Origin of the sequence: Suttonella indologenes (genome assembly GCF_900460215.1) — a bacterium.
Classification (GTDB): Bacteria; Pseudomonadota; Gammaproteobacteria; order Cardiobacteriales; family Cardiobacteriaceae; genus Suttonella; species Suttonella indologenes.
Map to the genome: position 1 here is coordinate 1,057,482 of NZ_UHIA01000004.1, position 24,999 is coordinate 1,082,480.

The following is a 24,999-nucleotide window of genomic DNA, read 5'->3' on the forward strand; positions in this document are numbered from 1 at the left end:
TATGCATCAAGTATTAGCCAGAAAGTGGCGCCCGAAAAATTTTCAAGAACTCGTAGGACAGCAGCATGTGACTCAGGCTTTGAGTTACGCCCTTGATCATCAGCATTTTCATCACGCTTATTTATTTACAGGCACACGCGGCGTCGGCAAAACGACCATTGCCAGAATTTTCGCCAAATCAATTAATTGCTTAACTAACGGTATTTCTTCCCAACCCTGCGGAGAATGCGAGCATTGCCGCGAAATCGATGCGGGCAATTTTCCGGACTTAATCGAGGTGGATGCCGCTTCCCGCACGCAGGTGGATAATACGCGGCAATTGCTTAACAGTGTGCCGTATATGCCGATTAAAGGGCGGTTCAAAGTATATTTGATTGATGAAGTGCATATGTTGTCTGACGGCAGCTTTAATGCTTTGCTCAAGACCTTGGAAGAGCCGCCGGAGCATGTGAAATTTATCCTTGCCACGACCGATCCGCAGAAAATCCCCGCTACCGTCATCTCGCGCTGTTTGCAATTTCAGCTTAAAAACATGAGTACGGCACAGATTGCCGCGCATTTGCAGCATATTTTGCAAAGCCAGCAAACGGCTTTTGAGACGGAAGCCTTGGGTATTCTGGCAGAGGCGGCGCAGGGCAGTATGCGCGATAGTCTGAGTTTATTAGATCAGGCGATTGCTTACGGACAGGGCAGGGTATTGACTCAAGATGTCGCCGCTTTGTTAGGTGCGGTGCCGGCGGTGCGCGTCAGGGCTTTATTTCGTCACTTGGCGGCGGGAAATGCACAGGCGTTGCGGCAGGAATATGCGGCTTTGGAAAGCTATGCGCCGGATTACAGCGATTTGCTGCGCCGCATTTTGCAGACCTTGCAATCCTTGACCATCGCACAATTGCAGGCGCAGCGTTTTGCCGACGAAGTGCATGCCGATATGGTGGATTTGGCGGCGCAATTGCCGCTTGAATTGGTGCAGTTGTGGTATCAAATCGCTACCGATGCTTGGCAGAGTCTGCCTTATCAACCCGATGCCGCAATGGCGGTTGAAATGATGCTCTTGCGCATGCTGGCATTGCAGCCGGTCTTCCCCGAACAAGATTTGGCACAGGTGCGTCCGATTGATGAGGCGGCATTGCAGCCGTCCGCTGTGCCGGATTTGCATCATTTGGCAGAACAATTGCAGGAAGCGGCAGAACAGGAACAGAACGCACATACTGTTGCACCGGCTTTGCCCTCTGATGATAGAGAGGCGGTGCCGGTTTCTGAGGACAGTGTTTTTCATGAGTCGCAGGAGATGCCGCCTTGGGAAGAAGCAGTAGCATCTCCGGCGCAAGCCGCTTCGGATGAATCGGAGATGCCGCCGCGTATCAGCCGAGAATTATTGGAAGCCAGTATCAATGCCCCTGCCGTTTGGCAGCAGGTGGCGCAGGCTTTGCCTTTGGCAAATAGTTTTTTTGTCAAAGAAAATATGTATCCCGTCAGCTATGCCCATGGTCATTTGCAGATGGCGGCGGATGAGGCGGGCAAAGTTTGGGCAAGTGCGGCGCATTTGCAGCAATTGGCGCAGCAATTAAGCGCCGCTGTAGGGGAAAAAATCCAAGTTTCTCTCGCAGAACAAGCAGAACAGCAAACCGTATTTCAGCATCGGCATGCGCAACTTCAGACGCAGGAACTGCAATTACGGGAAGAATTTCTTCAACACCCCGCCGTACAAGCCTTGGAAAAAGAATTTGATGCGCGAATTGATGAGAATTCAATTCGTTTTTTAGACAGTGAATCACATTAGGAGTGAATGATGTTAAAAGGTGGATTGGGCGGCATGATGAAAAAAGCTCAGGAAATGCAGGAAAATATGCAAAAAATGCAGGCTGAGCTGGTCAATAAGAAAGTGACGGGGCAAGCCGGCGGTGGCGCGGTCGAAGTGGAATTGAACGGTCATTACGGTTGCACGCGCGTACAGATTAGCGCCGAGGCGATGAATGAAGACAAAGAGATGTTAGAAGCGTTGTTTGCCGCCGCGGTAAATAATGCGGCTGTGAAAGTGCAGGAAATGACGCAGTCGGAAATGAGCAAAGTTACCGCGGGCATAGGATTGCCGGCAGGTTTCAAACTACCGTTTTAAGATGTCTTTTTCCCCCAGCTTCGACCGATTGGTCGAAGCGCTGACCTGCCTGCCCGGGGTAGGCGCAAAAACCGCCCAAAGAATGGCTTTGGATTTGCTGCTGAAAAAGCAAACGCAAGCCGCGCAATTGGCGGAAACGATAGAATACGCTCTGCATACGGCGCAACGCTGCGAATCTTGCCGTAATTTGAGCGATGAAGCGATCTGTTTGATTTGTCGTAATGCGCATCGCGACCAGCAGACGCTTTGCGTTGTGGAAGCGCCGGCCGATGTGCTAGCAATCGAGCAATCCACCGATTATCAAGGCTTGTATTTTGTCTTAATGGGACATATTTCGCCGCTTGACGGTATAGGTCCGGAGGCTTTGGGGCTTGATATCTTGGATAAGCGTTTGGCTCAAGGAGAAATTAAGGAATTGGTATTGGCAACCAACAGCACCTTGGAAGGCGAGGCAACTGCCTATTTTCTTAATGAATTGGCGGCTAAACATCATGTTCGTGCGACGCGCTTGGCGCATGGCGTGCCGATCGGCGGGGAATTGGCTTATATTGATAAAGGCACTTTATCTTTGGCATTTAAAACCCGCGCTATTTATCAATCGAATGAATAATAGAAAAAGAGATGGCAAAGACGGTTTTTATCCAAAATGCCTTGTTAGTTGAAATCTCTTTTTTTGCACTTGGATTGTAAATTCAAGGGAAAATAATGCAATCGGAAGAGGCTAAGGCTTTCCCGATGCGGGGCAACCGCTGGAACGTCGCTTTATGTGAAGTTCTATGTGTTGAAATATTTGACTTGTTTTAATAAACGCCGTATTATCTCGCGCTTTGAATTTTAATAGGAGACAATAATGTCAAAACGTACTTTCCAACCTAGTAATGTATCACGCAAACGTACTCACGGTTTCCGTGCGCGCATGGCTACCGCCAATGGACGCAAAGTCTTAAGCCGCCGCCGCGCCAAAGGCCGTCATCGTTTGACCGTGTAATATTTACTTGCGCGTGTGTGCCGCCTTTGTGCGAGAAGCGCGACTGACGCAGCGCGCGCAGTTTGATCAGGTATTTTCCGCCCCTGAACAGAGAAGCAGCGACCGCTATTTCACTGTGCTGGGGCGTTATTGTATGGAATCGCCTAAGTTTTCCCGTCTCGGTTTGGTGGTGGCGAAAAAGCGTGTTGCAAAAGCGCATGAACGCAATCGCCTCAAACGTATTATTCGCGAATCTTTCCGTTTGCAGATGTTAAGCTCGGACGCGAAAACCATAGATATTATCGTGATGCCGAAATCAGCGGCGGCATTAGCGGATAATGCGAGCTTATTTGCTTCATTGCAAAAACATTGGCATAGAATACAATAGTGAAAAGATTCCTGATCGGATTGATTAAATTATACCGCTTAACCCTTAGTCCTTATATCGGTCGGCAATGCCGTTTTGAACCGAGCTGTTCGCATTACGGCGAAGAGGCAATTCAAACCCACGGCGCTTTGTACGGCTCTTGGCTTACCGTTAAACGCATTTGCCGCTGCGGGCCTTGGTCTAAGGGCGGCTATGACCCCGTTCCAGAAAAAAGTGTGGAGAAATATGAAAAGTAATATGCGTGTAATTTTGTATGCTTTGGCAGCAGGATTAATTTTCATCTTATGGCAGCGCTGGCAATTGGCGAATATGCCGCAAAACCCTACCGCACAAATACAAATCGATCCTTCTTCTTCCGATGCCGGTGTACCGTCGGCCGGCGCTCCAAATACGTCGATGAATGCGCCGGTTGCCGCTCATGCCAATGCTCAGGAGCAGTTTGTCCGCGTGCGCACCGATGTGCTGGACGTCTTAATCAGTACGCGCGGCGCCACGCTGATGCAGGCCGATTTGCTGAAATACCCCGTGAGTTTGAAAGACGATCAGGCATTGGCTTTGATTCGTCAAAATAATCCCAACCGCATGCAGATGACCTCGGGTATGGTCAGCGCTGTACGCGATGAAGCCTCGCCCACGCATACCGCCTTATGGCAGAGCGCGCAAAACGAATATGTGCTGGCGGAAGGACAAGACAGCCTGACGGTACCTTTTACCTGGCAGAACGAACAAGGTCTCAGCGTCAGCAAAACCTTTACTTTCCACCGCGGCAAATATGAATTCGAATTGTTGCAGCAATTAGACAACAGTAGCGCAAACGCATGGCAAGGTATTGCTTATAATCAAATTGCTTTCGGCAAAGCTCAAGGCTCGCAAGGCTTATCCAATATCGCCACTTTTACCGGCGCGGTCTTATCATCAGCAGATAATCGCTATGAAAAAATCAAATTAAGCGATATCGCAGACACTAAAAAAGCCGCGAAATCCGTTAATAGTACAGACGGCTGGGTAGCCATGATTCAGCATTATTTCATCGCCGCCTTAGTGCCGAAAAACAGCGTGCCGCATGTGCTTTACACGCAATATAATCCCAATAACGGCGATCATATCGTCGGCGTGAAATCGGAAGTGCTGAGCATTCCCGCAGGAAGCCGATACGAATTCAGCAGCAGCGCTTATGTCGGGCCGAAAATCGTTAAAGACCTTGATCAGGTAGCGCCGTATTTGGATAAAACCGTTGATTACGGCATGCTCTTTATGATTTCGGAATTCATGTTTAAAGTCATGGAGCTGATTCATAAAGTGATTGGCAACTGGGGCTGGGCGATTGTGGTCATGACCCTGTTGATTAAATTGCTCTTTTTCGTGCCCTCGGCTTGGGCTTACAAATCGATGGCGAAAATGCGCGCTCTGCAACCTGAAATGACGCGGCTGCGCGAGCTCTATGGCAATGACCGCCAAGCCATGAGCCAAGAAATCATGAAATTGTATAAGAAAGAACAAGTCAATCCTGCCAGCGGCTGCCTACCGATGCTGCTGCAAATTCCTTTCTTCATTGCTTTCTACTACATGCTTGCGGAATCGGTGGAATTGCGCCATGCGCCTTGGATGGGCTGGATTCAAGACTTGTCGGCAATGGATCCGTATTTCATCCTGCCGATTATCAATATGGGCTTGATGTTCTTACAGCAAAAACTCAATCCGCCGCCGGCTGATCCCATGCAGCAAAAAGTCATGCTCATGATGCCTTTGATTTTCGGCTTTATGTTTATGTGGTTCCCTTCAGGTTTGGTGCTGTATTGGACGGTATCGAACGCCTTCGGCATTGTTCAGCAATGGCTGATGAATAAACGCTACGGCGAACCGAACAAAGCGCCGCAAAATCATCATGCCAAACAATCCTCATGATTGGACAGCATGATACGATAGCCGCGATTGCAACGCCCTCTGGAACAGGGGGCGTTTGCATTATCCGCATCAGCGGCACGCAGGCATTGGCGATTGCCAAGCAATTGAGCAAAATAGAAGATGTGCGCAAACGTCATGCGCATTTTGCCCATTTTTACGCACAAGACGGAAGCTTAATCGATCAAGGCATTCTGCTGTATTTCCAAGCCCCGCATTCTTTTACCGGCGAAGACGTGGTCGAATTACAGGGACACGGCGGGATTGCAGTGGCTAATGCCTTGCTCGGCGCGGCATTGGATAGCGGTGCACGACTGGCTGAGGCGGGAGAATTTACGCGGCGTGCCTTTTTAAACGATAAATTGGATTTAAGCCAAGCCGAAGCGGTCGCCGATTTGATTGCCGCGCGTTCTATGGCGGCAATGCAGGCGGCAAACCGTTCCTTGCAAGGGGAATTTTCTCGTCAGGTAAATAGCTTGGCTGATGAGATTTTGCAGCTGCGCGTTTATATCGAAGCGGCGCTGGATTTTCCGGAAGAGGAAATCGATTTTATCAGCGAAGGCAATATCGAAGCGCGTCTTTTAGCTTGGGGCGAGAAACTCTCCGCCTTATTGCAGCAATCCGAGCAAGGCAAATTGCTTAATGAGGGCATCGATTTAGTCTTGGCAGGCAAACCGAATGCGGGCAAATCCAGCCTTTTAAATGCGCTTTCCGGCGAAGATCGCGCGATTGTGACGCATATTGCCGGCACTACGCGCGATATCTTGCGCGAATCCATTATCATTGAAGGCATTCCCATCAATCTGGTGGATACGGCGGGATTGCGCGAAAGCGAAGATATTGTCGAACAAGAGGGCATTCGCCGCAGCCATCAGGCGATTCAGCATGCCCAACTGATTGCCTTGCTGATTGCCGCAGATGATATGGATGCGGCAGAAATCCTAGATTTGGAAACGCAGTTGCGCGAGCGCGCCGGCAATAGCCCGATTGTAAAACTCTACAACAAAGCGGATTTGGCGGATGCTTCGCTGCAAGCACAATATCAAGACGGCTTATGGCTATCCGCCAAAACGGGGCAGGGTTTGGAAGCGGTGCGCAAGAAAATCGCCCAATTGGCAGGCAAAACGGAAAGCGAGGCGCCTTTTATTGCGCGGGAGCGCCATATTCGCGCTTTGGATAAGGCACAGCGGCATTTTCTACAGGCATGGCAGGCATTCCAAGGACATCGCGCTGCCGAATTATTGGCTCAAGATTTGCGGCTTGTGCATGATGATTTGGGCGAAATTACCGGCAAAGTTCATGCCGATGATTTATTAGGCGAAATCTTTTCAGGATTTTGCATCGGCAAATAATATATCTTATTAGGAGTACAGTATGAGCCTCATCTTTGACAGCGAAGGTTTTCCGGATTTTTTCGCCCAAGCGCCTATCTTGCATATTCAAGATAAATTGGCATGGTTTTTGGGTGCGGCAGATTCGGGATTGCTGCAATACCGCTATGCGGATGCCGTAAAATTGGCGGGGCATTCTTGTCCGACGGTTGCCGCCGCCTATTTAATGACCTTGGCAGGCATTAAAGCTTTATACGGCGAAGAGCTTGCCCAACGCGGCGAAATAGAAGTATTTTTTGCTCAATCGCCGGATAGCGGCACTACCGGCGTCATGGCGAGTATTGTGCAATTGCTCACGGGCGCGGCAAGCGATACGGGCTTTGCCGGCATTGGCGCGCAAGCTTTGTTTAAGCGCAGAAATTTATTGCAATTTAATGCCGATATTGAAGCAGTAATGCTGATGCGCCGCCAAGATAACGGCGATGCGGTAAGCATCGCGCTGAATACGGAGATTGTGCCTTGGTCGGAAGAGATGCGCGCTTTAATGCCGAAAGTGATGAGCGGATTGGCGGATGCGCAAGAGCAAAGCCGTTTTGCCCGATTATGGCAGGAACGCGTATCTCAGATGTTGTTGCATCATGCCGAGGACTCGCAAATGATTCAGCTGAAACAATGCGTTTTTCCCGGTTAAGATAATCTTTGCCCGATGACGGCCTGCCATTTGTCTTTGGCATCGCCCATGACTAAGGCATCTAATAATTCAATTATTTGCAATAAGCCCGTGCTGTCGTGGTCGCTGCCTTTCCATGCTTCTTCTGCAATCGCTAGTAAATTGCTTTGGGCAGGCAGACGGCCTGTTTGATTCATAAAGGCCTGCATTTTAGGGATATACACCCATTGCAGCCATTCGCTAAAACGCAAATAATCTATGCAAAAAGGCTCTTTGCTGTTCAGTGCTTCTACCGGCGGCGCTTGGGATTGCCACCAGCCGATTGTCCGCATTTCCGTTTCCAGCAAGGCTAATGCTGCCCGCATTTCATTAAGTACAAGATCTTGATTGTTTACGCTCATTTGATATCCGAATTTTTTGCATACAGGTATCATCAATGGCGGCAGCTATGAAAAATACAAGGCATTTACGATAATTTAGCCAAGTACAAAGAGCATTTGCTACAATGCGCGCCTTATAGATTAGATAGGAAAAAGCATGTTAGAGACACATAAACGTATTGCTTTATTTATAAGCGGCCTAGGCGCTTGGGGCTTAATTCTTTTTGCTTGGCTGTATTTGGAAAAAACGCTTTATCTGGCACCTTGTCCGCTGTGCATGATGCAGCGGCTCGCATTCGCAATAGCAGGAAGCTTTATGATATTGGAAGCGGTTTTTTGGCCTGTAAAACCGATAAGCCGCACGATATTGATGATTGGCAAATATGCGGGCATTTTTTTCGGCTTGGGCTTAAGTGCCAGACATTTGCATATTCAAAGTTTGCCTGCCGGCGAAATTCCTGCCTGCGGCTTCGATTTCTGGGGCACTTTAGATAAGAATGGATTTTGGAATGGTTTGTTGCAATCAATGCAGGGCACCGGTGATTGTGCCGTCGTCGATAAATTTTTAGGCTTATCCATTCCGCTGTGGTCTCTTTTGGCATTCGCCGCTTTATTGATGATTGCCATGATTTTTGGCAATCCGCGCGAGCATTTTCCGCATAGACAGCAGCACTAATAATCTTATCCTTGTTTTAGATGCCGATTTATCCCCGAAGATTTCAGTTGATGTTCGGGGATAATTTTTTATCCTCTCTTGAATAAAAAAGCCGGCATTAGTCCGTTGAATCGCTTAGATGCGCATCATGCGCTTTGAAATTGAAATAGGTATAGAAATATTGCTCGGCTTTGCTGATGCGGAAGGTAATATCGCTGTCATCGTCCACATAGCCCGAGGCGGCGACAAGATTGAGCAGTTTTTCATCATCGGCATCCTGCGCTTCTTGTTGGTCAACCACAATACAGCAGTAGTCCATGGTTTGCGCTTGGCTGCGCAGTTGCAGATAGAGTCCCGTATATTCAAATAAAGGAAATTCGTGTTGTTCCAGAATGCTGCTATCGGCCAGCAGTTCGATGCGAGAGAAGTCCGCCATATTGTCCTCGGAAAAAGGCGCATTGTCGCTTGCCGAGCGGCTTTAGGCAAGCGACGCATTTTAGGCGGAGAGCGCTTCCAATGACCAACGCGCTTTGATGTCTAGGGATAAATCCGCGCTTTTGCCGATGTCAAGGCGGCGGGCGGCGGCATGGGCAATCATTAGGGCATTGTCGCCGCATAGCGCGAGTTCGGGAAAGAAGACCCGGCGTTTTAAGGCTTGCGCTTTTTTTTCCAGTCCGCTGCGCAGGACTTGGTTGGCGGATACGCCGCCTGCGATGACTAAATCGCGGTAGCCGCTTTTCTGCCAAGCACGTTGGCATTTGATGAGCAGGGTCTCGACAATGGTGTGTTGAAAACTGGCGGCAATGTCGGCATGCGCCTCGGCGGGTTCTTGTTCGATAAGCAGGCGGACATGGGTTTTTAACCCCGAAAAGCTGAAATCCAACCCCGGGCGGTTGGTCATAGGGCGCGGCATGTCGTAGCGTTTCGGGTTGCCTTGTCGGGCAAGGGCGGCAAGTTCCGGTCCGCCGGGGTAGGGAAGTCCCATGATTTTTGCGGTTTTGTCGAAGGCTTCGCCTACGGCGTCATCTAGGGTTTGCCCGAGCAGGCGGTATTGTCCGATGGCATCGACAGCGAGGATTTGCGTGTGTCCGCCTGAAACCAGTAGGGCGAGAAAGGGTAGTTCGGGTTGTTCGGCCGCCAATAAGGGCGAGAGTAGATGTCCTTCCATATGATGAATGGGGTAGGCAGGGATATTAAGCGCATAGGCAAGGCTGCGAGCATAGCCTGCGCCGGTCATTAATGCACCGAGCAGCCCCGGACCTGCGGTGTAGGCAATCGCATCGATGTCTTGCAGGCTTAATTTTGCCTCGGCAAGGGCTTGTTGCAGCAGAGGCGGTAGGCGTTTGAGATGGTCGCGTGCCGCCAGTTCGGGTACTACGCCGCCGTAGGCACGGTGCATGTCGATTTGGCTGAATACTTGATTGGCGAGCGCGCCGCGTCGGCAGTCGTAAATCGCCACGCCTGTTTCGTCGCAGGACGATTCCACCGCCAGAATAATGTTAGCTTTCATCAAAAATTCCTTTTCGGTTGACCCCCGCCATTGATGGCAGTAGGATTTTATCGGGAGCAGCAGTAAGCGCTTCCTATTCATGTTCATGGCAACACTTAGAGCGACGCTTTATGTGTTGTCCTGTGTGTTGAAACCTTAGCAGGCGCGGATTATCGCCCGATTGTGGCATAAAGACAATTCCTTGCTTACACTATGCCTTTTTCAGGGGGATTCATGCGAGCCATACGAATTTATGGATATCCGCAGGCAAATGCTTGTCTGGTGGAAGATGCTGTGCCGCCTAGCGGAGAAGTGCAAATTGCGGTGCAATATAGTGCTCTGAATTATAAAGATATGCTGGCGATTACCGGCGGCGGAAAAGTGATGCGGCAGTATCCGCTGATTGCCGGTATTGATGCGGCGGGCATAGTGCAGGCTTCTGCGGATGCTAGGTAGCAAAAGGGCGATGCGGTCTTGGTGGCGGGTGCCGGTCTGGGCGAGCAAGTGAACGGCGGTTTGGCGCAAATGATTGCGGTCAATACCGACAGTATCGTTCCCATACCAAGCGCTTGGACGAGCAAAACCGCGATGTTATTAGGCACGGCAGGATTTTCCGCTGCTTTGGCGGTTGATAAATTGCTCAAACATGGCATTGTGCCTGAAGACGGCGAAATCGCCGTTACAGGAGCTAATGGCGCGGTCGGCTTGTGGGCGGTGCGGATATTGGCCTATTTGGGCTATGATGTTGTGGCATCGGCGCGTTCGCCTGATGAGCATGAAGCCTTGTTTTATCAAGCGGGTGCACAAAGAATTCTGTCTTTGGCAGAGGTTAAGGACAATCCCAAAGCCCTGCATTCGGCGCAATTTTCCGCCGCGATTGATACCTTAGGCGGTGCGAGTTTGGCGGCATTATTGAGCAAAATTCAGCCGCATGGCGCAGTCTGTGCAATCGGTATGGCGGAAGGCAGTGCTTGGCAGGGCTCTGTTATGCCCTTTATCTTGCGCGGTGTGACTTTGTACGGCATTAGCTCCGGCGATTGCCGCAGCGGACAGCGGGAGCAAATCTGGTCTTGGCTGGCAAAATTATTCGACAGCGATTTTGTCGCGCACATGCCTTATCAAGAAATCTTTTTAGATGAAGTTATTCCCGTATGCCGAGATTGGGCGAAGCGTCCCGCAGGACGCATTATTGTTAACACAGGAAGCGCAAATGAGTTTCTCTCCTTATAAAAGCACACAAATTGATGCCGCAGAATGTTTGCTTGAACTATTCTGTCCGCCCGAGCAATCTTTAGACAAAATTCTTGCCGCCTTTGCCGATGCGCTTGAAGATATTGATGATGAAGAAGCGCCGTGGAGCTGCGGATATGATCAAGCAATGCGCCTTTGAAATAGCCGCCGAGCAGCGCTTGTTCGGACTGCCAGAAGACTTCAAGGGTTTCATGCACCAAGCAGCCGATCGCTTTGGCGCGCAAATAGGCTAATCGGTCGCTTTTGCTTTGCATTTTCTGCAAACGCACATCATCGACAAAAGGACGGGCAATGCGCTGCAACAAATCGTAGGCATCGGAGAAGGGAATTTGCCCGATTTGGTAGGCATCCTCAATATCGGCAATCAAATAGCAACTATCGTCGGCAGCTTCCATGAGATAGGACAACGGATGACGCTGCCAGACATGCGGCGCGATTTCAGGCAGATGCAGCGCGGCAAAAACCGCCGCGTAGTCTTGCACATCATCGATATACACGCCGTTTTTCTTGTAATAAGCCTGATCTTGCACAGCAAATGCCGTGCAAGGGTATTTGGCGGCAGCGGCAAGCGTACTGGCGGTTAAGCGCAAACCGCCGTGATTATCGGGGCTTTCTAGGCGGTTGCAAATGCGAAATCCTTGTGCATTGCCCTCAATATGCGTTAAATCCGCGCATTCTGCGGGACTTAGCTGTAAGGCTTGCAACATATCGCGTCCATTATCGCTGACGAAAAAATCCCGCATTGCCTGCTCGCCCGAATGTCCGAAAGGCGGATTACCCAAATCATGCGCCAAACATGCTGCCGCGACAATATCGCCGACATCCGCCGCCGTGATGTATTGCTGAAGCTCGGGATAGCGCATCAGCAAAGTCGTGCCGGCACTGCTGCCCAAGCTGCGTCCCACGCAAGAGACTTCCAAAGAATGCGTTAAGCGGGTGCGGACATAATCGTTTTTTTCCAGAGGAAATACCTGCGTTTTATCCTGCATGCGGCGAAACGCGGCGGAGAATAAAATGCGGTCGCTGTCGCGCTGAAAATCCGAACGCACCGAAGGCTCGGGCTGCGCCGCCGAGCCGATGCGCAAGGTTGAGAAAAGAGAAGTCCAATTCATGCTGATTGCTGGAAAAAAGAAAGCGGAAGTATAGCATGTGATGGCGGCTTTACCGCCTTTAGCACAAAGAAATTCAGGGATTATGAATAGATAAGAAAAATGTAGTGATGTATAAAAATTAAGGTTTTGACTCGGAGTCTTTTTCCTCAAAATTTAATAATTGCGACAAACTCACTTCCAAAGCGGTTGCTAAAACCTCTAATGCAATTAATGAGGGATTAGCGCCTCCTGTTTCGATTCGGCTCATATAAGTGCGGGCAAAGCCGCATTTTTCGGCAAATTGCTCTTGGGAATAGCCTCGCATGGTGCGTAGATACTTTATGCGATGACCGAATTTTTTTGTTAGCGATTTCATTCGGCTAATTTTCATATAGCCGCTAAATTTCTCATGTACACTAATCGTGACATGTACACTAATCGTGACATGTACACTGATTGTGACATATAATGCAGTTCTCTCTGCTAAGGAGAGATGGAAAACATTCTTTTATTTAAGAGGTAACAGTATGAAAAATTTTAAAATTTATTCGGTTTTAGGCATGGCGCTATTATTAGCGGCTTGCTCGCATGGCGATAGGAATCGTGTAGAAGACTTGGGTTTGCTGTCTTCTAAAACGGCTGATGCAGGTAAAGTGAATTTCATGAATAGCAAAGTCGTCGTTGGAGCGGACGGCAAACTAAGCTTGAAAAAAGCTGATTTCAACGGTTCGGCAACTGGTCAATCCGGTTATGATGCCGGCATGAATGCAATCAAAAATGGTGAAAATGTGAATCCTGCTTTTGCCGCGGTTAAAGGCTATGATAACCATGACGGCAGTGTTTCCGTTTATCTGCGTGATCCGAGCGCAGCAGGTTGGGAATATCAGACTTTTGGTCAAGTCATTGATAATACGACCGGAAAATCGGCAGGATTTGTTAATATCGGACAAGTTTATACACCGGCTGATGCAGCAGAAATTAATGCTTCTTATCATGGGGTGGCAATGGGAGTGCATAACGGCACAAGCGAAGTGATTGCAAACATGCACGCTGATTTGGCTTGGGGCGCTGCAGGGAAAATACTAGAAGTACGTGTTACAGACAGCATGAAATCGCCGAATAATATCGGCAATCGCTATAATCCTATCGTAGCTGCCAGCGAATTAGATTTTAGCGATCAATTAGGCAGCAAATTCTCCAGCAACACAGCGCAAGCCCATTTATACGGCGAAGCCAAAGAAATGGGCGGCACATTTAGCCGTGAAGTTAACGGCGCTACTTATCAAGGCGGATTTGCTGGAAAACAGTAATTATCCTAATTACGAGAAGCAGCATTTGCTGCTTCTTTTAATTTTATGGATGTATTCATGCGTAAAAAAATATATTTTATTCTGTATTTGGCCGCTAGCGGCATTTCGGCGCAAAATTTGCCGAATCATTTGAGGGATTTCGGTGTTGATGTGGCTGAAAGTAAAATACATGCGCCTGAAGATAATATCGAATATTCAAATAAAGAAGAAATATCGCTGAGTGCGGAAGAAGCGATTGAATATGCTTTAATTCAAAAAGATTATGAATTTTTAGAGCAATATCTGCCGATGTACCGCCAACAAGCCAATGCGGATGTTATATTAGCGGATTTTGCACAAGCTGCGATGCTTAGACAGCAATTCTATCCTCATTCGGCTTTGCCTTTTTATGAGAAAATTTTGGCTTTACGGCCGGATTATGATTTTGTCCGCCTTGCTTATGCCCAAGCGCTGTTTGAAGACAGACAATATGATTTGGCGAGAACAGAAATATTAAAAATCAATCAATCTTTATTAAGCGAAAATAGCAGAATATTATTAGAAAAATATTTGCAAGAAATCGATAAATTTTATCGTAATCAATATCGATTTGAAGCCAGTATAGAGAAAAATGACAATATCAACCATGCCGGCAAGCATGAAAACATTGTTGTGCAAGGTTTGGTTTTATCTAAAAATCCAAAATCCTTGCCGCAATCCGATACCGGTATGCAGCTTTCTGCAGATATTCATCGCCTCTTTCCGATTTACGGTGCGCATCATTTTCAGCTGGGGGCTAATCTCAATGCTTTGGCTTATGCAGATAGCAAAGATTATAATGAATATAAATCGAGAATATTTGCCGGCTATCGTTATCAAACTTTGCGGCATCAATGGGATGTGAAGCCGTATATCGGTAAAAATTGGTTAGGCAGTGATGATTATAATAAAGAATTAGGCATGAATGTGGAATATAAATATAGATTTCATCCTAATTGGCAGGCAAGATTCGGTGCAGGTATCAGTCATGAGAAATATGATGAACTTTCTCATTTGAATGCCAATAAATACCACGCAAATGCGATGTTATTAAATCAACAATCCAATTATTACCTATATGGCGGCATTGCCGCTAACCGCAGGCACACACAAAGCGAGCAAGAGCGGGAAACGCAAGCCAGTTTATTTACCGGCGGACAGTATGTCTTTGAAAATTCATTTGGTATTCAAGCGGATTGGCAGGTGGTTTCGCGTAAATTTGATCAAGCCAATACTTTTTATCCCGATGCCAGAGAAGATATTGAACATAGAGCAAGACTGGGTGTTTTTTCTCCTCATTTTTCTTGGCAGGGTATAACGCCTATTTTGAATTATCAATATGTAAATACCGATAGCAATTTATCCGAATTATATGATAAGACAAATAGCCGTGTTTATTTCAGTATTTTTAAAGATTTCTAAATATTGGATTAAAGACTAATCCGCGCAGTGCAATGCGCCGAGAATGCAGCGGCGTTTTGCCCCTGTTACCGCATTCCATGCCATACGTCCGCCACTCATCACATCAAGCGTCTTGAATTGGCGAGCAAGCGTATAAGGAATGCTCCACGACGTTGCCATTGTCGCCGCTATGCGGATATGACTCGTTGCCTGTGCAATGACAATGACTGCCGATGCGACAATCGGCTCTAACGCCATACCGCCCACAAAAGAGTTATCCTGTGGCACGGTCGCAGGAAAATCGCCCAAAAACAAAAACTGAAATTTGCCCTGCTCGGCAAGTTTGGCAGCACGAATGTCGGCATCAAAATCGGGGTGAGTTTTGGTGTCAACCGCAGGGTCAAGCCAGGCTCTTTGACTGGCTCCAAACGTATCTGTCATACCAGCCCAATAAGCATTTGTTTACTCATTATCGCTTCTTAAATTAAATAAAGTGAATATTTATGGAATGAAGATATTATAATGTTTTATTTTTTATAAAATAATGACGATAAATGATAAGATAGTTTTTAGAAATGGAAATTTATTTTCAGGCAGTTTTAAAGTATATGTCATGTTTTAAATCAGAGGTTTGATTTTAATTTATTGAATGAAATGTAAAAAAATTATGCCAGAATATGGCAATGGGGAAAATGCTGTTCAGCTGAAGTTTTTGTCAATCCCACATTTTTGGAGTATTTCTGTATGATGCCTTTGAATGATTTTATATCTATATGATATATATGAATATTATGTAATACCTATCGTTTTGATTATCTACATTGAGAAGCTCAGGATTTCAATTTAAGTATTCTTTAATTTCAGTATTGACAGAAATTATAAAAGAGGCTAGACTACCGTTATTGTATTTTCAAGATAGCTGAAAGCAGGAAGAAGACAAGATGAAACTTAATCCTACTACCGAAAAATTCGTTTTACATTGGGGAGAAATGGGTGCGAAATGGGGTGTGAACCGCACAGTTGCGCAGATTCACGCGCTGCTCTACATTTTGGGCAAACCCATGAATGCCGATGAAATTTGTGAAACCTTGGGCGTGGCGCGTTCCAATGTTTCCACCAGTTTGAAAGAATTGCAGAATTTGCAACTGGTTCAAGTTACGCACATTTTGGGCGACCGCCGCGATTATTTCACCACTTATGAAGACGTGTGGACGATGTTCCGCATCATTGTGGAGCACCGTCAACGCCGCGAAATCGAACCGACCTTGCAATTTTTGCACCAGTTGATGCAAGAACCCGAGTTCGTGAATGAAAACGAAGCCGTGAAAAAGCGCATTTCCCAAACCCATGATTTCATTGCTACATTAACCGGTTGGACAAATGAAATGCTGAAATTGTCCACCGCAACAATGGCAAAAGTGCTGAAATTGGGCGCGAGCATTCAGAAGTTATTGCGTTGATTTAAATAGATTTTCAGGCAGTTTAAATGTTTAGGCTGCCTAAAACAAAAGCACAAAATTTTTTCAATTTTTATTTCTGTTTTTACAGAAGTTTTGGTAATTAAAAATGAAAACACCGCATTATATTTATGCTTCAATAGCTTTTCTGTGGGCATGGAGCGGCATTCAACCCGTTATTTTTGCAACTGAATTTTCATTGGATTTGCTGGCGCAAGTTGGTATTCCGCATGAATGGCAAGCAGCCGTGTTTTATGCTTCGGCGGGTTTGGATGTGGCGTTGGCTATCGCCTATTTTACCGTATTAAAAAATAAGCCTTTGTTTTATTTATTTCAATTTGCAACTATCTTGGTGTACAGCATAATTATTGCGTTCAGGCTGCCTGAAATGTGGTCGCACCCGTTTGCGCCTTTAATCAAAAATATCCCGATTTTGGCGGTTCTTTATTTTCTTTTTCAACAGAAAAAACAGGAGATTAAAAAATGAATACTTATTTAATTGTTAAAACATTGCACATCATTTCATCGGTTGTGATGGTGGGGACGGGTTTTGGCACGGCATTTTATCTGTTTTGGGCGAATCGCAGCGGTTCGGTTGCCGCGCAAGCTGTGGTTTCCAAATGGGTGATGAAAGCCGATTGGTGGTTCACCACGCCTGCGGTAATTTTTCAGCCTTTGTCTGGAATTTGGCTGTTGCATCAAATGGGCATGCCATTTACTTGGGACGGCGCGTGGCTGTGGGTGAAATGGACATTGGCTTTGTATGCACTGGCCGGTGCTTGTTGGCTGCCTGTGGTTTGGTTGCAAATCAAAATGGCGAAAATGACACAAGATGCTTATGCAAAAGGCGAAAATACCTTGCCTAGCGAATATCGTCGTTACCAACGGGCTTGGGAATGCTTGGGTTATCCCGCATTTTTAGCGATGCTGATTGTGTTCTTTCTGATGGTTCTGAAACCGATGTCTTAAAATGGAACATCCATATTCATGCAGCCTGAAATGCAGAAACAAAGGTTTTTCGGCTCTCATGATGTGCCGTTTGTTCCCGATTATCATTGAATAATGTTATTTTCAACAATTTGGAGTTAAATCATGGAATTATTTGAATTGTTTGCCATGGGCGTGATTGCCTTAATCATCAGTGCGGTGTGTTGGGGCTTGTTGAACGTGCCATTGACCAAAACTTTGGGTTTTTTGTGCGATGATGAACGTGATGGTGTGAAAGAGGTAGCGGCGATATTTTGGCAACGTTTATATTTGGGTTTGACGCTGTTTTTGCCGATGTTATGTGTGTTGCTGTTTGTGCCGAATGGGCAGCATGATTTGGGCAAAATAATCTTGTATTCATTGCGTTGGTCGATATTTGGTGGCGTGAGTTTGTTGTTGGTGTTGGCGTATTTGGTTCGCAAGCAAATTCAGGTTTTGCAGAAGGAAAAACTGTTGAGGCAGACTGAAAAACAGCAAAATATCATTTCGGAAAATACAGAAAATAAGGTAATATCATGAATGTTCTGATTTTAGGCGGACACGGTTTTATTGGCAGCCAAATTGCGTGCATTTTGCGCGAACGCGGACATCATGTGCATATCTCCACACGCCAAGAGATTGATTTTTTGAATATGAATGAAGCTGCTGCGAAAAAAGTTTTACAAAATCAGGAAGTCATCATTAATGCGGTGGGCGTGATGAGTCGCCATGCGGCTGTTTTGGAAACCGTGCATCATCATGCGCCCGTGCAGCTGGCAAAATGGACGCAGGAATTGGGCGCGAAACGTTGGGTGCAATTATCCGCTTTGGGCGCGGACGAAAACCATGAAGTCAATTTTGTCGGTAGTAAAGGGCGTGGCGATTTGGCTTTATTATCTAGTGGTTTGCTTGTGAATGTGGCGCGACCTTCGCTGGTGTTTGGGCGCGGCGGCGAAAGCAGCAAAATATTTTTGAAGATGGCGCAACTGCCTGTTATCACTTTGCCCAATGGCGGTCAATTTGATATTCAGCCTGTGCATGTGTTTGATGTGGCGGAAGGTTTGGCGAATTTTGCCGATAAGCCACGTCCGCACGGCACAATCGTGAACATGACAGGCGCAACGCAGCACACTTTGGCGAATTATCTGCAAACTTTGCGACAAGTCATTCATCACAAAGAAAATCGTTTGAAAATCATCCCGATTCCGATGGCTTTGATTCAGCCTGTTTTGCCTATTATGAATATTTTGAGCAATGGTTTTGTGAGCGCAGGTAATATGAAACTGTTGGCGCAGGGTTCCTGTGCGGACAATGCCGATTTCGCGCAATTATTGGGGCATGTACCTTTGGGAGTGCGGGAGTTTGTGTATTGAAATATGAGCTTGATGATGAATAAGGCGACTGTCATTTTACTCGAATGCAATTATTCTCTGATGATGGTTTTATTTCTAAGACGGTCTTATTGTTTAGGTATTTTATCTAAGCTAATGATTTTATAATTTTTTAGTTTGTTTTTTCAAATAAATCGGGTTGCAGGGGAATGTCTTTGGTTTGCAGTCCCGAGAAGCTCACGCCGACTAAGCGCACGGCTTGTTTTTGCGGGCAATCGCGGTAAAGCCGCTCAATATGCCGCCATGCGTCGGCCGCCGTGAAAAAATAGGGCTTGATGCTGATGCTGCGCGTGATTTGGCTGAAATCGCCGAATTTGAGTTTGATGCTGAGGGTGCGCGCATGCAGGTTTTTGCTTTCCAAGAGCGCAAAGGCTTCCGCATTGCGGGCGGCAAGGGCGGCGAGAATGTCTTGCGTCTGATATAAATCGTGGGCGAAGGTGGTTTCCGCGCCAATCGATTTGCGTTCGCGCCGAGATTGCACGGGGCGCGGGTCGTTGCCGCCGGCGATTTGGTAATAAAACAAGCCGCTTTTGCCGAAATGGCGCAGCAGCTCTTTTTCGCCTGCGGCAAGCATGTCCGCGCCGCTGCGAATGCCCAGACTGTGCATTTTGGCGGCGGTAACTTTGCCGATGCCGTGAAATTTATGCACAGGCAGGGCGGCGGCAAAGGCGGCGCCGTCTTGCGGCAGAATGACTGCCATACCATTGGGTTTATTGAGGTCGGATGCGATTTTCGCCAGCATTTTGTTATAGCTGACGCCGGCGGAGGCGGTTAATCGGGTGTGCTCGAAAATCTGTCGGCGCAGCAAATCGGCAATGCGGCTGGCAGAGCCTTGCAAAATGCCGCTGTGGGTAACGTCCAAATAGGCTTCGTCCAAAGAAAGTGGTTCTACCAAAGGCGTAACGGCGAGGAATAGGCGGCGGATTTCGTCGCTGACGGCACGGTAAACATCAAAACGCGGCGGTACGAAAATCGCCTGCGGGCACAGACGGTAGGCCTGCGCGCAGGACATGGCGGAACGGATGCCGAATCGGCGTGCTTCATAGCTGCAGGTGGCGACGACGCCGCGCGATTGCGGCGAACCGCCGACGATCACGGCTTTACCGCGCAATTCGGGAAAATCGCGCTGTTCAATGGAGGCGTAAAACGCATCCATATCGATATGGATGATTTTGTGCGTCTCTGTCATGGTACAAAAAGGAGATGCACAGCTAAATAGAGCATAAAGATGCCGATTAAGACTTCGATTATCCGCCATACGGCAGGACGGGCGAGATAGCGACGCAAACTTGCCGCGCCGTAGCCTAGCGAGAAGAAAAAACAGAATGAGGCGAGGCTCGCGCCGATGGCAAAACTCTGTTGCCAAGGGCGATAATTCGAGGCGACGCTACCTAGGAGCATGACGGTATCAAGATAGACATGCGGATTCAGCCATGTGATGGCAAGAGCAGTCAGGACGGTGGATTTCAGGCCTTGCGCCTGTGCGCCGTCTTGAATCTTCAAGCTTTCGCCGCCCTGCCATGCCGAACGCAAACGCAGAATGCCGTAAATACATAAGAAAGCGGCGCCACCGTAACGCATCAGCAAGGCAAAGGAAGGAATAAGGTCTTCTATCGCCGCCAAGCCGAAGACGCCGACTTGAATCAAAAGGGCATCCGAACATGCGCAAATCATACAGATCCAGAAATATGTTTTCCCATCATGCCTTGGCGCAATACAAAGGCATTTTGCGCGCCGATGGCGAGAATCAGCGAAAGACTGAAAAGAAAGCCGTCAATCAGGGCACTTATCATGGGTTTGTTCTCGGAGTAAAATTCGCCATTGTATAGAGCCATCAGGCATAATGTCATTATCGATTGCTGTAAATAAAGGAGTTGCTATGTCCGCCCATATCCGTTTGTATCATAATCCGCGTTGCGGCACATCACGCACCGTGTTATCACAACTAGAAGAGCAGGGGATTGATGTGGAAATCATTCTATATCTCGAACAAGCTTTAAGCGCGGCAAAGCTGCAAGAATTGGTCGTCAAAAGCGGTAAATCCGCCGATTATCTCTTGCGCAGCAAAGAAGCCGCCGCAGCGCCTTTGGCGCAGGCGGATGATGCCGAGATTATCGCGGCGATTGCCGCCGAGCCGATTTTGCTCAACCGCCCTGTCTTGGAAACGGCAAAGCAAGTCTTTGTTTGTCGTCCCGCCGCTGCATTAGCCGATATTTTGGCCGAAATCGAGGAGGCATAATGGAGCTGTTTTCCACCGCGATTCTGCTGTTTTTGATTATGGATCCCTTGGGCAATATTCCTGTCTTTTTAGCGGTACTCAAAGACGTGCCGCCGGCGCGGCGCGGCATTGTGCTGCGCCGCGAATTATGGATTGCTTACGGGATTATGTGTTTGTTTTTGCTCTCCGGAGCAGTGATACTGAAAGCTTTGGGACTGTCGCGCGAGGCGGTGGGTATCGGCGGCGCAATTGTATTGTTTATCATTGCTTTGCGTATGATTTTTCCTTCGCGCGGCGGCGTGATGGGCGATGAAGAAATCAGCGGCGAACCGCTGATTGTGCCGCTTGCCATTCCCTTGGTCGCCGGCCCTTCTTTACTTGCCACATTAATTTTATTGACGGAAAATGCACCTACGCATTTTTGGACGAATTATTTCGCCATGACGTTAGCATGGTTGGTCAGCGCCGTTATTTTATTATCCGCCCCCTTTCTGTTTCGCATCTTAGGTCATCGCGGATTAAAAGCGATCGAGCGCCTGATGGGCATGATTCTTATCTGTCTAGCCGTGCAAATGATGCTTAACGCCCTATCGAGTTTACAAATTTAAGGAGATACCGATGAAAGCCGTATTTTTAGACCGCGCCACTTTTTCCGCCGAAATTACCTTAGTCGCACCGGAAAAAATCAGCGATTGGCAGGTATTTGATCGCACAAGCGCAGAAGAAGTCTATGAGCGCGCGCAAGATGCCGAAATCATCATCACAAATAAAGTCGTATTACACGCCGATTTGCTCGCCCGTCTGCCTCGACTCAAACTGATTCAAATTACCGCCACCGGCATGAATAATGTCGATATTCCGGCGGCGCAGGCGCGCGGTATCGCCGTAAAAAATGTTGCCGCTTATTCGGTGGAAAGTGTGGCGGAACACGTCATGATGTTCATGCTCGCCGCCTTGCGCGGTTTAAAACCCTATCATCAAGCGGTGCAAGACGGCAGCTGGCAGGCGGACGGACGTTTCTGTCTCACCGAACCGAGCATTTTGGATTTGCACAACAAAACCTTAGGCATTATCGGTGCCGGCGATGTAGGCAAAGCCATCACACAACGCGCCACCGCATTCGGCATGCAGGTGCTGTGGGCGGAACGCCGCGACAAAGCGCCGCGCAACAGCGATTATCTGCCCTTTGAAGAAGTGCTGGCAAAAGCGGATGTGATTTCGCTTAATTGTCCGCTGACCGATGAAACCAAATCTCTAATTAAGCGCGATACCATCGCTTTAATGAAGAAAAAACCGCTGCTCATCAATGCCGCGCGCGGGCCTGTGGTAGAAAGCCAAGCGGTGGTCGATGCAGTTGAAGCCGGAGAATTGCTGGGCTACTGCGGCGACGTCTTCATCCAAGAACCGCCGGCAGCGGATGAAGCCTTGCTACGCATCAGCGAACATCCGCGCGTTTTATTCACGCCGCATATCGCTTGGGCAAGCGAATATGCGCAGCGCAAATTGTGGACGATTCTCACAGAGCAAGTGAATGATTTTATTGCGCAAACAGAGGAGTAAATCATGAAGTCTTATCTGCTATGTCTTGCTTTCGGGTTCAGCCTTTCTGCTTATGCACAAACCGAGCAACTGCAATTTGTCCAGCATTTATACCAAACCTATTTAATGGGCTTGGAAAAAGAGCAGCAATCTCTTGCTGAAAATCAAAGCGCGGAAATTGAAGAATTGACTGTGGTGGAAAAAATGTTTTCACCCAGTTTTCAAGCTGTGATCGCCCTAGATAAATTATTGGCGCAGCGTGATGAAACGGTGGTGTGTTTAGAGCATGACTATATCGTGCAGGGACAGGATTATGATCTGCCCAAATTAAAAGAAACCTTAAAAATTAGCCCGAATCCGCAAACGCCTGAAGTGATAGAAGTGCGTTTTTATGAAGACAGTAAAGTAGATTATGTATTGGAATGTCAGAATAAAAAATGTCGTGTCAGTGAGATTTTTGAATATTACGAAGGTAAAAAAATACCTTTTAAAGAAAGTCTTGCGCAGTGTTTATTGGATTATCAAGCTCCGTAAATGCCTGCCATAGCCTTGTTTTTGCTCAAGTGTTCAGCCTTAGTCGGAGAAGGGAAGCCGCAATACAGAGCGGGTTAATACCGCCGTGCTTTCCAATTCTCCGACCATATCTATCAATACCTATAAATCCGCAAGGGTTTTAGGTAATTTTTCCAATTCGGCGCTTTCGGTTTTGCGCATAAAATCACGCCGGCAGAAAATCTTCAGCGCCGCTTTATTGTCGGCGCTGAGCCGGCGGGCATAGATTTCCGGCAGGCGCATTTCCAAATAGCGGTAAGCGACGCCTAAGCAAATATTGCCCCAATCATTGCCTTGCGGATTGAGTAGCGGCGCATGCGGCAGGGCTTTTTCCAAGGCGGCGAGAGAACGCGCCTGCATGGCGCTGCCGGCAGTATCGCCGGCGACCATATTCATGCTGACATAGCGCACGATTTGATTGATAGTCGCCATCGCATAGCCGAGCAGGGCATCGCTGCGTCCGCCGCTAAACAGATTACCGGCAAAGCTTTGCATGATAATGAGGGATTCTGTGATGACTAAGCCGTTGTCATGCACTAAAGCAGGGATTTGGCTGTAGGGATTGACGGCTTCCAGTTCGGCGGGATTTTCCCAAGGCTTGACAAAGTGTAGATTCAAATCCTGCTTATTTGCACGGTAGGCGGCAATCAAACTAAGACGGGCGTAAGGAGAGCGTGTAGAGAGATAAAGTTGCATTAGAATTTCCTATCGGATAATGAGTTGCAGATGTTGAAAACCCGCCGATACGGCGGGTTTTCAGAGGATTTATCGGATTATTTGTCGAGCAAATCTTGCACCGCTACGCGTTCTTCGCGTAATTCTTGTGCGGTGGCATCCATTTTTTCGCGGCTGAAGGCGTCAATCGCCAAACCTTGCACGATTTCATATTTGCCGTCTTTACAGGTAACGGGATAAGAATACACGATGCCCGGTTCGATGCCGTAAGAGCCGTCGGACGGAATACCCATGCTGACCCAATCGCCTTCGGCTGTGCCCAATGCCCATGTGCGCATATGGTCAATCGCTGCCGAGGCGGCGGATGCGGCAGAAGAAGCGCCGCGCGCTTTGATAATTGCCGCGCCGCGTTGTTGCACCACAGGAATGAATTCTTCTTTAATCCATGCCTCATCGACTAATGAAGTCGCAGGTTTGCCGCCGACGCTGGCATGATTGAGATCGGGATATTGCGTTGAGGAATGATTGCCCCAAATGGTCATATTCTTGATTTCGGTAGTATGCGCGCCGGTTTTTTCCGCTAATTGTGATAAAGCGCGGTTGTGGTCAAGACGCGTCATGGCGGTGAATTGCTTAGGATCCAAATCAGGCGCCGAGGCTTGTGCAATCAGGGCATTGGTGTTTGCCGGATTACCTACTACCAAGACTTTGACATCGCGTGAGGCATAATCATTGATTGCCTTGCCTTGCGGACCGAAAATCGCGCCGTTGGCAGCTAGCAAATCATTGCGCTCCATACCCGGACCGCGCGGACGCGCGCCGACTAACATGGCATAGTCGCAGTCTTTAAATGCGACACTTAAATCGTCAGTGGCAATAATGTCTTGCAGCAAGGGAAATGCGCAATCGTTTAATTCCATCACCACGCCTTTAAGTGCTTCAAGTGCCGGCGTAATTTCAAGTAATTGCAAGATAATCGGCTGATCCGGCCCGAGCATATCTCCGGCAGCAATACGAAATGCCATGGCATAGCCGATATTGCCGGCTGCACCGGTAATGGTCACACGAACAGCAGGTTTCATCTGATTTCTCCTAGTATTGAATTGACGGAGCCGCCATTTTAGCAGAACGCGTCTTTAAAAGCGGTCAAAAAATTGAACATCCTTAATCTTTCTGTGAACAAAGAGAAATTTTGCGCTAGAATAAGATAGTTTTTCTAAACGTGGAAAGGA

The 24,999-nt window shown here is 47.8% G+C and carries 33 protein-coding genes and 1 pseudogene; 23 read left to right on the plus strand and 11 right to left on the minus strand.

Going from position 1 to position 24,999, the window contains the following annotated elements; all coding sequences use genetic code 11:
* The first annotated feature begins 1 nt into the window (after position 1).
* From dnaX to DYC63_RS09260, 9 genes are all read left to right on the plus strand, one after another.
* Positions 2 to 1,780, plus strand: a complete 1,779-nt coding sequence (gene dnaX, locus DYC63_RS09220) for a DNA polymerase III subunit gamma/tau (RefSeq protein WP_115219505.1) — start codon at positions 2 to 4, stop codon at positions 1,778 to 1,780.
* Positions 1,781 to 1,789: 9 nt separating this feature from the next.
* Positions 1,790 to 2,116 (plus strand): YbaB/EbfC family nucleoid-associated protein, encoded by a 327-nt coding sequence (locus DYC63_RS09225; protein WP_115218952.1) that lies wholly within the window; start codon positions 1,790 to 1,792, stop codon positions 2,114 to 2,116.
* A 1-nt stretch (position 2,117) separates the two neighbouring features.
* Positions 2,118 to 2,726, plus strand: a complete 609-nt coding sequence (recR, locus tag DYC63_RS09230; RefSeq protein WP_115218953.1) for a recombination mediator RecR — start codon at positions 2,118 to 2,120, stop codon at positions 2,724 to 2,726.
* Between the two features lie 240 nt (positions 2,727 to 2,966).
* Positions 2,967 to 3,104: a 50S ribosomal protein L34 gene (rpmH, locus tag DYC63_RS09235; protein ID WP_115218954.1), complete on the plus strand. Its 138-nt coding sequence runs from the start codon at positions 2,967 to 2,969 to the stop codon at positions 3,102 to 3,104.
* A gap of 13 nt (positions 3,105 to 3,117) precedes the next feature.
* Positions 3,118 to 3,471, plus strand: a complete 354-nt coding sequence (rnpA, locus tag DYC63_RS09240; protein WP_115219506.1) for a ribonuclease P protein component — start codon at positions 3,118 to 3,120, stop codon at positions 3,469 to 3,471.
* Positions 3,471 to 3,707: a membrane protein insertion efficiency factor YidD gene (yidD, locus tag DYC63_RS09245; RefSeq protein WP_115218955.1), complete on the plus strand. Its 237-nt coding sequence runs from the start codon at positions 3,471 to 3,473 to the stop codon at positions 3,705 to 3,707. Before rnpA ends, yidD begins: the two co-directional genes overlap by 1 nt.
* Before the next feature lies 1 nt (position 3,708).
* On the plus strand, positions 3,709 to 5,376 hold the full coding sequence (gene yidC, locus DYC63_RS09250) for a membrane protein insertase YidC (protein WP_245888120.1): 1,668 nt from the start codon (positions 3,709 to 3,711) through the stop codon (positions 5,374 to 5,376).
* On the plus strand, positions 5,373 to 6,725 hold the full coding sequence (gene mnmE / locus DYC63_RS09255) for a tRNA uridine-5-carboxymethylaminomethyl(34) synthesis GTPase MnmE (protein WP_115218957.1): 1,353 nt from the start codon (positions 5,373 to 5,375) through the stop codon (positions 6,723 to 6,725). Before yidC ends, mnmE begins: the two co-directional genes overlap by 4 nt.
* A 22-nt stretch (positions 6,726 to 6,747) precedes the next feature.
* Entirely contained in the window at positions 6,748 to 7,395 is a 648-nt protein-coding gene (locus tag DYC63_RS09260) for an FmdE family protein (protein ID WP_115218958.1), read from the plus strand.
* Here DYC63_RS09260 and DYC63_RS09265 read toward each other — a convergent pair.
* The gene (locus DYC63_RS09265) at positions 7,392 to 7,775 is read right to left on the minus strand and encodes a YqcC family protein (protein ID WP_220116651.1); all 384 of its coding nucleotides are present in this window, start codon (positions 7,773 to 7,775) and stop codon (positions 7,392 to 7,394) included. The two genes, DYC63_RS09260 and DYC63_RS09265, sit on opposite strands and share 4 nt — an antisense overlap.
* 136 nt (positions 7,776 to 7,911) lie before the next feature.
* On the opposite strand from DYC63_RS09265, the gene DYC63_RS09270 reads away from it, so the two are divergent.
* Positions 7,912 to 8,430: a disulfide bond formation protein B gene (locus tag DYC63_RS09270; RefSeq protein WP_115218959.1), complete on the plus strand. Its 519-nt coding sequence runs from the start codon at positions 7,912 to 7,914 to the stop codon at positions 8,428 to 8,430.
* 97 nt (positions 8,431 to 8,527) lie between these two features.
* On the opposite strand, the gene DYC63_RS09275 is transcribed toward DYC63_RS09270, so the two are convergent.
* Both DYC63_RS09275 and tsaD read right to left on the minus strand, forming a co-directional pair.
* A complete protein-coding gene (locus tag DYC63_RS09275; RefSeq protein ID WP_115218960.1) occupies positions 8,528 to 8,845 on the minus strand; it encodes a hypothetical protein in 318 nt (105 codons plus the stop codon).
* 60 nt (positions 8,846 to 8,905) lie between these two features.
* Complete coding sequence (gene tsaD, locus DYC63_RS09280) at positions 8,906 to 9,919, minus strand: tRNA (adenosine(37)-N6)-threonylcarbamoyltransferase complex transferase subunit TsaD (protein ID WP_115218961.1); 1,014 nt, start codon at positions 9,917 to 9,919, stop codon at positions 8,906 to 8,908.
* Positions 9,920 to 10,132: 213 nt separating this feature from the next.
* On the opposite strand from tsaD, the gene DYC63_RS12415 reads away from it, so the two are divergent.
* Both DYC63_RS12415 and DYC63_RS09285 read left to right on the plus strand, forming a co-directional pair.
* Positions 10,133 to 10,354 carry an alcohol dehydrogenase catalytic domain-containing protein gene (locus DYC63_RS12415; RefSeq protein ID WP_147284957.1) on the plus strand — a complete coding sequence of 74 codons (222 nt, stop codon included), beginning with the start codon at positions 10,133 to 10,135 and terminating at the stop codon, positions 10,352 to 10,354.
* 21 nt (positions 10,355 to 10,375) lie between these two features.
* Entirely contained in the window at positions 10,376 to 11,128 is a 753-nt protein-coding gene (locus tag DYC63_RS09285) for a zinc-binding dehydrogenase (protein ID WP_245888229.1), read from the plus strand.
* On the opposite strand, the gene dgt is transcribed toward DYC63_RS09285, so the two are convergent.
* The gene (gene dgt, locus DYC63_RS09290; RefSeq protein ID WP_115218963.1) at positions 11,017 to 12,261 is read right to left on the minus strand and encodes a dGTP triphosphohydrolase; all 1,245 of its coding nucleotides are present in this window, start codon (positions 12,259 to 12,261) and stop codon (positions 11,017 to 11,019) included. The genes DYC63_RS09285 and dgt overlap by 112 nt on opposite strands.
* A gap of 130 nt (positions 12,262 to 12,391) precedes the next feature.
* Positions 12,392 to 12,616, minus strand: a pseudogene (locus DYC63_RS09295) (helix-turn-helix domain-containing protein); the annotation flags it as partial.
* A 151-nt stretch (positions 12,617 to 12,767) separates the two neighbouring features.
* On the opposite strand from DYC63_RS09295, the gene DYC63_RS09300 reads away from it, so the two are divergent.
* Both DYC63_RS09300 and DYC63_RS09305 read left to right on the plus strand, forming a co-directional pair.
* Positions 12,768 to 13,550 carry a hypothetical protein gene (locus DYC63_RS09300; protein WP_115218965.1) on the plus strand — a complete coding sequence of 261 codons (783 nt, stop codon included), beginning with the start codon at positions 12,768 to 12,770 and terminating at the stop codon, positions 13,548 to 13,550.
* 57 nt (positions 13,551 to 13,607) lie between these two features.
* On the plus strand, positions 13,608 to 14,990 hold the full coding sequence (locus DYC63_RS09305) for a surface lipoprotein assembly modifier (protein WP_172459479.1): 1,383 nt from the start codon (positions 13,608 to 13,610) through the stop codon (positions 14,988 to 14,990).
* 15 nt (positions 14,991 to 15,005) lie between these two features.
* On the opposite strand, the gene DYC63_RS09310 is transcribed toward DYC63_RS09305, so the two are convergent.
* Complete coding sequence (locus DYC63_RS09310) at positions 15,006 to 15,410, minus strand: LLM class flavin-dependent oxidoreductase (RefSeq protein ID WP_115218967.1); 405 nt, start codon at positions 15,408 to 15,410, stop codon at positions 15,006 to 15,008.
* A gap of 500 nt (positions 15,411 to 15,910) precedes the next feature.
* On the opposite strand from DYC63_RS09310, the gene DYC63_RS09315 reads away from it, so the two are divergent.
* The 5 genes from DYC63_RS09315 (at position 15,911) to DYC63_RS09335 (ending at position 18,765) form a co-directional block, all read left to right on the plus strand.
* A complete protein-coding gene (locus DYC63_RS09315) occupies positions 15,911 to 16,429 on the plus strand; it encodes a GbsR/MarR family transcriptional regulator (RefSeq protein WP_115218968.1) in 519 nt (172 codons plus the stop codon).
* 106 nt (positions 16,430 to 16,535) lie between these two features.
* Entirely contained in the window at positions 16,536 to 16,913 is a 378-nt protein-coding gene (locus DYC63_RS09320; protein WP_115218969.1) for a DoxX-like family protein, read from the plus strand.
* Positions 16,910 to 17,395 (plus strand): DUF2269 family protein, encoded by a 486-nt coding sequence (locus DYC63_RS09325; RefSeq protein WP_115218970.1) that lies wholly within the window; start codon positions 16,910 to 16,912, stop codon positions 17,393 to 17,395. Before DYC63_RS09320 ends, DYC63_RS09325 begins: the two co-directional genes overlap by 4 nt.
* 123 nt (positions 17,396 to 17,518) lie before the next feature.
* On the plus strand, positions 17,519 to 17,932 hold the full coding sequence (locus DYC63_RS09330; protein WP_115218971.1) for a hypothetical protein: 414 nt from the start codon (positions 17,519 to 17,521) through the stop codon (positions 17,930 to 17,932).
* On the plus strand, positions 17,929 to 18,765 hold the full coding sequence (locus tag DYC63_RS09335; RefSeq protein WP_115218972.1) for an NAD-dependent epimerase/dehydratase family protein: 837 nt from the start codon (positions 17,929 to 17,931) through the stop codon (positions 18,763 to 18,765). The genes DYC63_RS09330 and DYC63_RS09335 overlap by 4 nt, the downstream gene beginning before the upstream one ends.
* Before the next feature lie 130 nt (positions 18,766 to 18,895).
* Here the strand turns inward: DYC63_RS09335 and dinB are convergent, their stop codons facing one another.
* From dinB to DYC63_RS12965, 3 genes are read right to left on the minus strand one after another with little or no spacing between them, the layout of a single operon-like run.
* Complete coding sequence (gene dinB, locus DYC63_RS09340) at positions 18,896 to 19,972, minus strand: DNA polymerase IV (protein WP_115218973.1); 1,077 nt, start codon at positions 19,970 to 19,972, stop codon at positions 18,896 to 18,898.
* The gene (locus tag DYC63_RS09345; protein ID WP_218564599.1) at positions 19,969 to 20,457 is read right to left on the minus strand and encodes a LysE/ArgO family amino acid transporter; all 489 of its coding nucleotides are present in this window, start codon (positions 20,455 to 20,457) and stop codon (positions 19,969 to 19,971) included. Before DYC63_RS09345 ends, dinB begins: the two co-directional genes overlap by 4 nt.
* On the minus strand, positions 20,454 to 20,618 hold the full coding sequence (locus tag DYC63_RS12965) for a hypothetical protein (protein ID WP_218564600.1): 165 nt from the start codon (positions 20,616 to 20,618) through the stop codon (positions 20,454 to 20,456). Before DYC63_RS12965 ends, DYC63_RS09345 begins: the two co-directional genes overlap by 4 nt.
* A 44-nt stretch (positions 20,619 to 20,662) precedes the next feature.
* Between DYC63_RS12965 and DYC63_RS09350 the strand changes: the two genes are divergently transcribed.
* The 4 genes from DYC63_RS09350 to DYC63_RS09365 are packed head-to-tail and all read left to right on the plus strand — an operon-like array spanning position 20,663 to position 23,074.
* Positions 20,663 to 21,022 carry an ArsC/Spx/MgsR family protein gene (locus DYC63_RS09350; protein WP_172459480.1) on the plus strand — a complete coding sequence of 120 codons (360 nt, stop codon included), beginning with the start codon at positions 20,663 to 20,665 and terminating at the stop codon, positions 21,020 to 21,022.
* Positions 21,022 to 21,609 carry a MarC family protein gene (locus DYC63_RS09355; RefSeq protein WP_115218975.1) on the plus strand — a complete coding sequence of 196 codons (588 nt, stop codon included), beginning with the start codon at positions 21,022 to 21,024 and terminating at the stop codon, positions 21,607 to 21,609. The genes DYC63_RS09350 and DYC63_RS09355 overlap by 1 nt, the downstream gene beginning before the upstream one ends.
* Before the next feature lie 10 nt (positions 21,610 to 21,619).
* The gene (locus DYC63_RS09360; RefSeq protein WP_115218976.1) at positions 21,620 to 22,561 is read left to right on the plus strand and encodes a D-2-hydroxyacid dehydrogenase; all 942 of its coding nucleotides are present in this window, start codon (positions 21,620 to 21,622) and stop codon (positions 22,559 to 22,561) included.
* Between the two features lie 3 nt (positions 22,562 to 22,564).
* A complete protein-coding gene (locus DYC63_RS09365; protein ID WP_115218977.1) occupies positions 22,565 to 23,074 on the plus strand; it encodes a hypothetical protein in 510 nt (169 codons plus the stop codon).
* 120 nt (positions 23,075 to 23,194) lie between these two features.
* On the opposite strand, the gene DYC63_RS09370 is transcribed toward DYC63_RS09365, so the two are convergent.
* Positions 23,195 to 23,788, minus strand: coding sequence for a glutathione S-transferase family protein (locus tag DYC63_RS09370; protein WP_115218978.1), 594 nt, complete (start codon positions 23,786 to 23,788; stop codon positions 23,195 to 23,197).
* 77 nt (positions 23,789 to 23,865) lie between these two features.
* A complete protein-coding gene (locus DYC63_RS09375) occupies positions 23,866 to 24,849 on the minus strand; it encodes a malate dehydrogenase (protein WP_115218979.1) in 984 nt (327 codons plus the stop codon).
* Positions 24,850 to 24,999: the final 150 nt, after the last annotated feature.

What these genes read in the sequence shown, in the direction of transcription:
- DYC63_RS09350 (WP_172459480.1), top strand. Translation starts at nt 20,663, where the DNA reads ATGTCCGCCCATATCCGTTTGTATCATAATCCGCGTTGCGGCACATCA.
- DYC63_RS09270 (WP_115218959.1), top strand. Translation starts at nt 7,912, where the DNA reads ATGTTAGAGACACATAAACGTATTGCTTTATTTATAAGCGGCCTAGGC.
- DYC63_RS09260 (WP_115218958.1), top strand. Translation starts at nt 6,748, where the DNA reads ATGAGCCTCATCTTTGACAGCGAAGGTTTTCCGGATTTTTTCGCCCAA.
- DYC63_RS09275 (WP_115218960.1), bottom strand. Translation starts at nt 8,845, where the DNA reads ATGGCGGACTTCTCTCGCATCGAACTGCTGGCCGATAGCAGCATTCTG.
- dgt (WP_115218963.1), bottom strand. Translation starts at nt 12,261, where the DNA reads ATGAATTGGACTTCTCTTTTCTCAACCTTGCGCATCGGCTCGGCGGCG.
- DYC63_RS09355 (WP_115218975.1), top strand. Translation starts at nt 21,022, where the DNA reads ATGGAGCTGTTTTCCACCGCGATTCTGCTGTTTTTGATTATGGATCCC.
- tsaD (WP_115218961.1), bottom strand. Translation starts at nt 9,919, where the DNA reads ATGAAAGCTAACATTATTCTGGCGGTGGAATCGTCCTGCGACGAAACA.
- DYC63_RS09345 (WP_218564599.1), bottom strand. Translation starts at nt 20,457, where the DNA reads ATGATTTGCGCATGTTCGGATGCCCTTTTGATTCAAGTCGGCGTCTTC.
- DYC63_RS09265 (WP_220116651.1), bottom strand. Translation starts at nt 7,775, where the DNA reads ATGAGCGTAAACAATCAAGATCTTGTACTTAATGAAATGCGGGCAGCA.
- DYC63_RS09315 (WP_115218968.1), top strand. Translation starts at nt 15,911, where the DNA reads ATGAAACTTAATCCTACTACCGAAAAATTCGTTTTACATTGGGGAGAA.
- dnaX (WP_115219505.1), top strand. Translation starts at nt 2, where the DNA reads ATGCATCAAGTATTAGCCAGAAAGTGGCGCCCGAAAAATTTTCAAGAA.
- DYC63_RS09325 (WP_115218970.1), top strand. Translation starts at nt 16,910, where the DNA reads ATGAATACTTATTTAATTGTTAAAACATTGCACATCATTTCATCGGTT.
- DYC63_RS09365 (WP_115218977.1), top strand. Translation starts at nt 22,565, where the DNA reads ATGAAGTCTTATCTGCTATGTCTTGCTTTCGGGTTCAGCCTTTCTGCT.
- DYC63_RS12415 (WP_147284957.1), top strand. Translation starts at nt 10,133, where the DNA reads ATGCGAGCCATACGAATTTATGGATATCCGCAGGCAAATGCTTGTCTG.
- DYC63_RS09300 (WP_115218965.1), top strand. Translation starts at nt 12,768, where the DNA reads ATGAAAAATTTTAAAATTTATTCGGTTTTAGGCATGGCGCTATTATTA.
- DYC63_RS09225 (WP_115218952.1), top strand. Translation starts at nt 1,790, where the DNA reads ATGTTAAAAGGTGGATTGGGCGGCATGATGAAAAAAGCTCAGGAAATG.
- recR (WP_115218953.1), top strand. Translation starts at nt 2,118, where the DNA reads ATGTCTTTTTCCCCCAGCTTCGACCGATTGGTCGAAGCGCTGACCTGC.
- DYC63_RS12965 (WP_218564600.1), bottom strand. Translation starts at nt 20,618, where the DNA reads ATGGCTCTATACAATGGCGAATTTTACTCCGAGAACAAACCCATGATA.
- DYC63_RS09375 (WP_115218979.1), bottom strand. Translation starts at nt 24,849, where the DNA reads ATGAAACCTGCTGTTCGTGTGACCATTACCGGTGCAGCCGGCAATATC.
- mnmE (WP_115218957.1), top strand. Translation starts at nt 5,373, where the DNA reads ATGATTGGACAGCATGATACGATAGCCGCGATTGCAACGCCCTCTGGA.
- DYC63_RS09310 (WP_115218967.1), bottom strand. Translation starts at nt 15,410, where the DNA reads ATGACAGATACGTTTGGAGCCAGTCAAAGAGCCTGGCTTGACCCTGCG.
- DYC63_RS09360 (WP_115218976.1), top strand. Translation starts at nt 21,620, where the DNA reads ATGAAAGCCGTATTTTTAGACCGCGCCACTTTTTCCGCCGAAATTACC.
- DYC63_RS09335 (WP_115218972.1), top strand. Translation starts at nt 17,929, where the DNA reads ATGAATGTTCTGATTTTAGGCGGACACGGTTTTATTGGCAGCCAAATT.
- rpmH (WP_115218954.1), top strand. Translation starts at nt 2,967, where the DNA reads ATGTCAAAACGTACTTTCCAACCTAGTAATGTATCACGCAAACGTACT.
- DYC63_RS09370 (WP_115218978.1), bottom strand. Translation starts at nt 23,788, where the DNA reads ATGCAACTTTATCTCTCTACACGCTCTCCTTACGCCCGTCTTAGTTTG.
- DYC63_RS09305 (WP_172459479.1), top strand. Translation starts at nt 13,608, where the DNA reads ATGCGTAAAAAAATATATTTTATTCTGTATTTGGCCGCTAGCGGCATT.
- DYC63_RS09330 (WP_115218971.1), top strand. Translation starts at nt 17,519, where the DNA reads ATGGAATTATTTGAATTGTTTGCCATGGGCGTGATTGCCTTAATCATC.
- yidC (WP_245888120.1), top strand. Translation starts at nt 3,709, where the DNA reads ATGCGTGTAATTTTGTATGCTTTGGCAGCAGGATTAATTTTCATCTTA.
- dinB (WP_115218973.1), bottom strand. Translation starts at nt 19,972, where the DNA reads ATGACAGAGACGCACAAAATCATCCATATCGATATGGATGCGTTTTAC.
- DYC63_RS09320 (WP_115218969.1), top strand. Translation starts at nt 16,536, where the DNA reads ATGAAAACACCGCATTATATTTATGCTTCAATAGCTTTTCTGTGGGCA.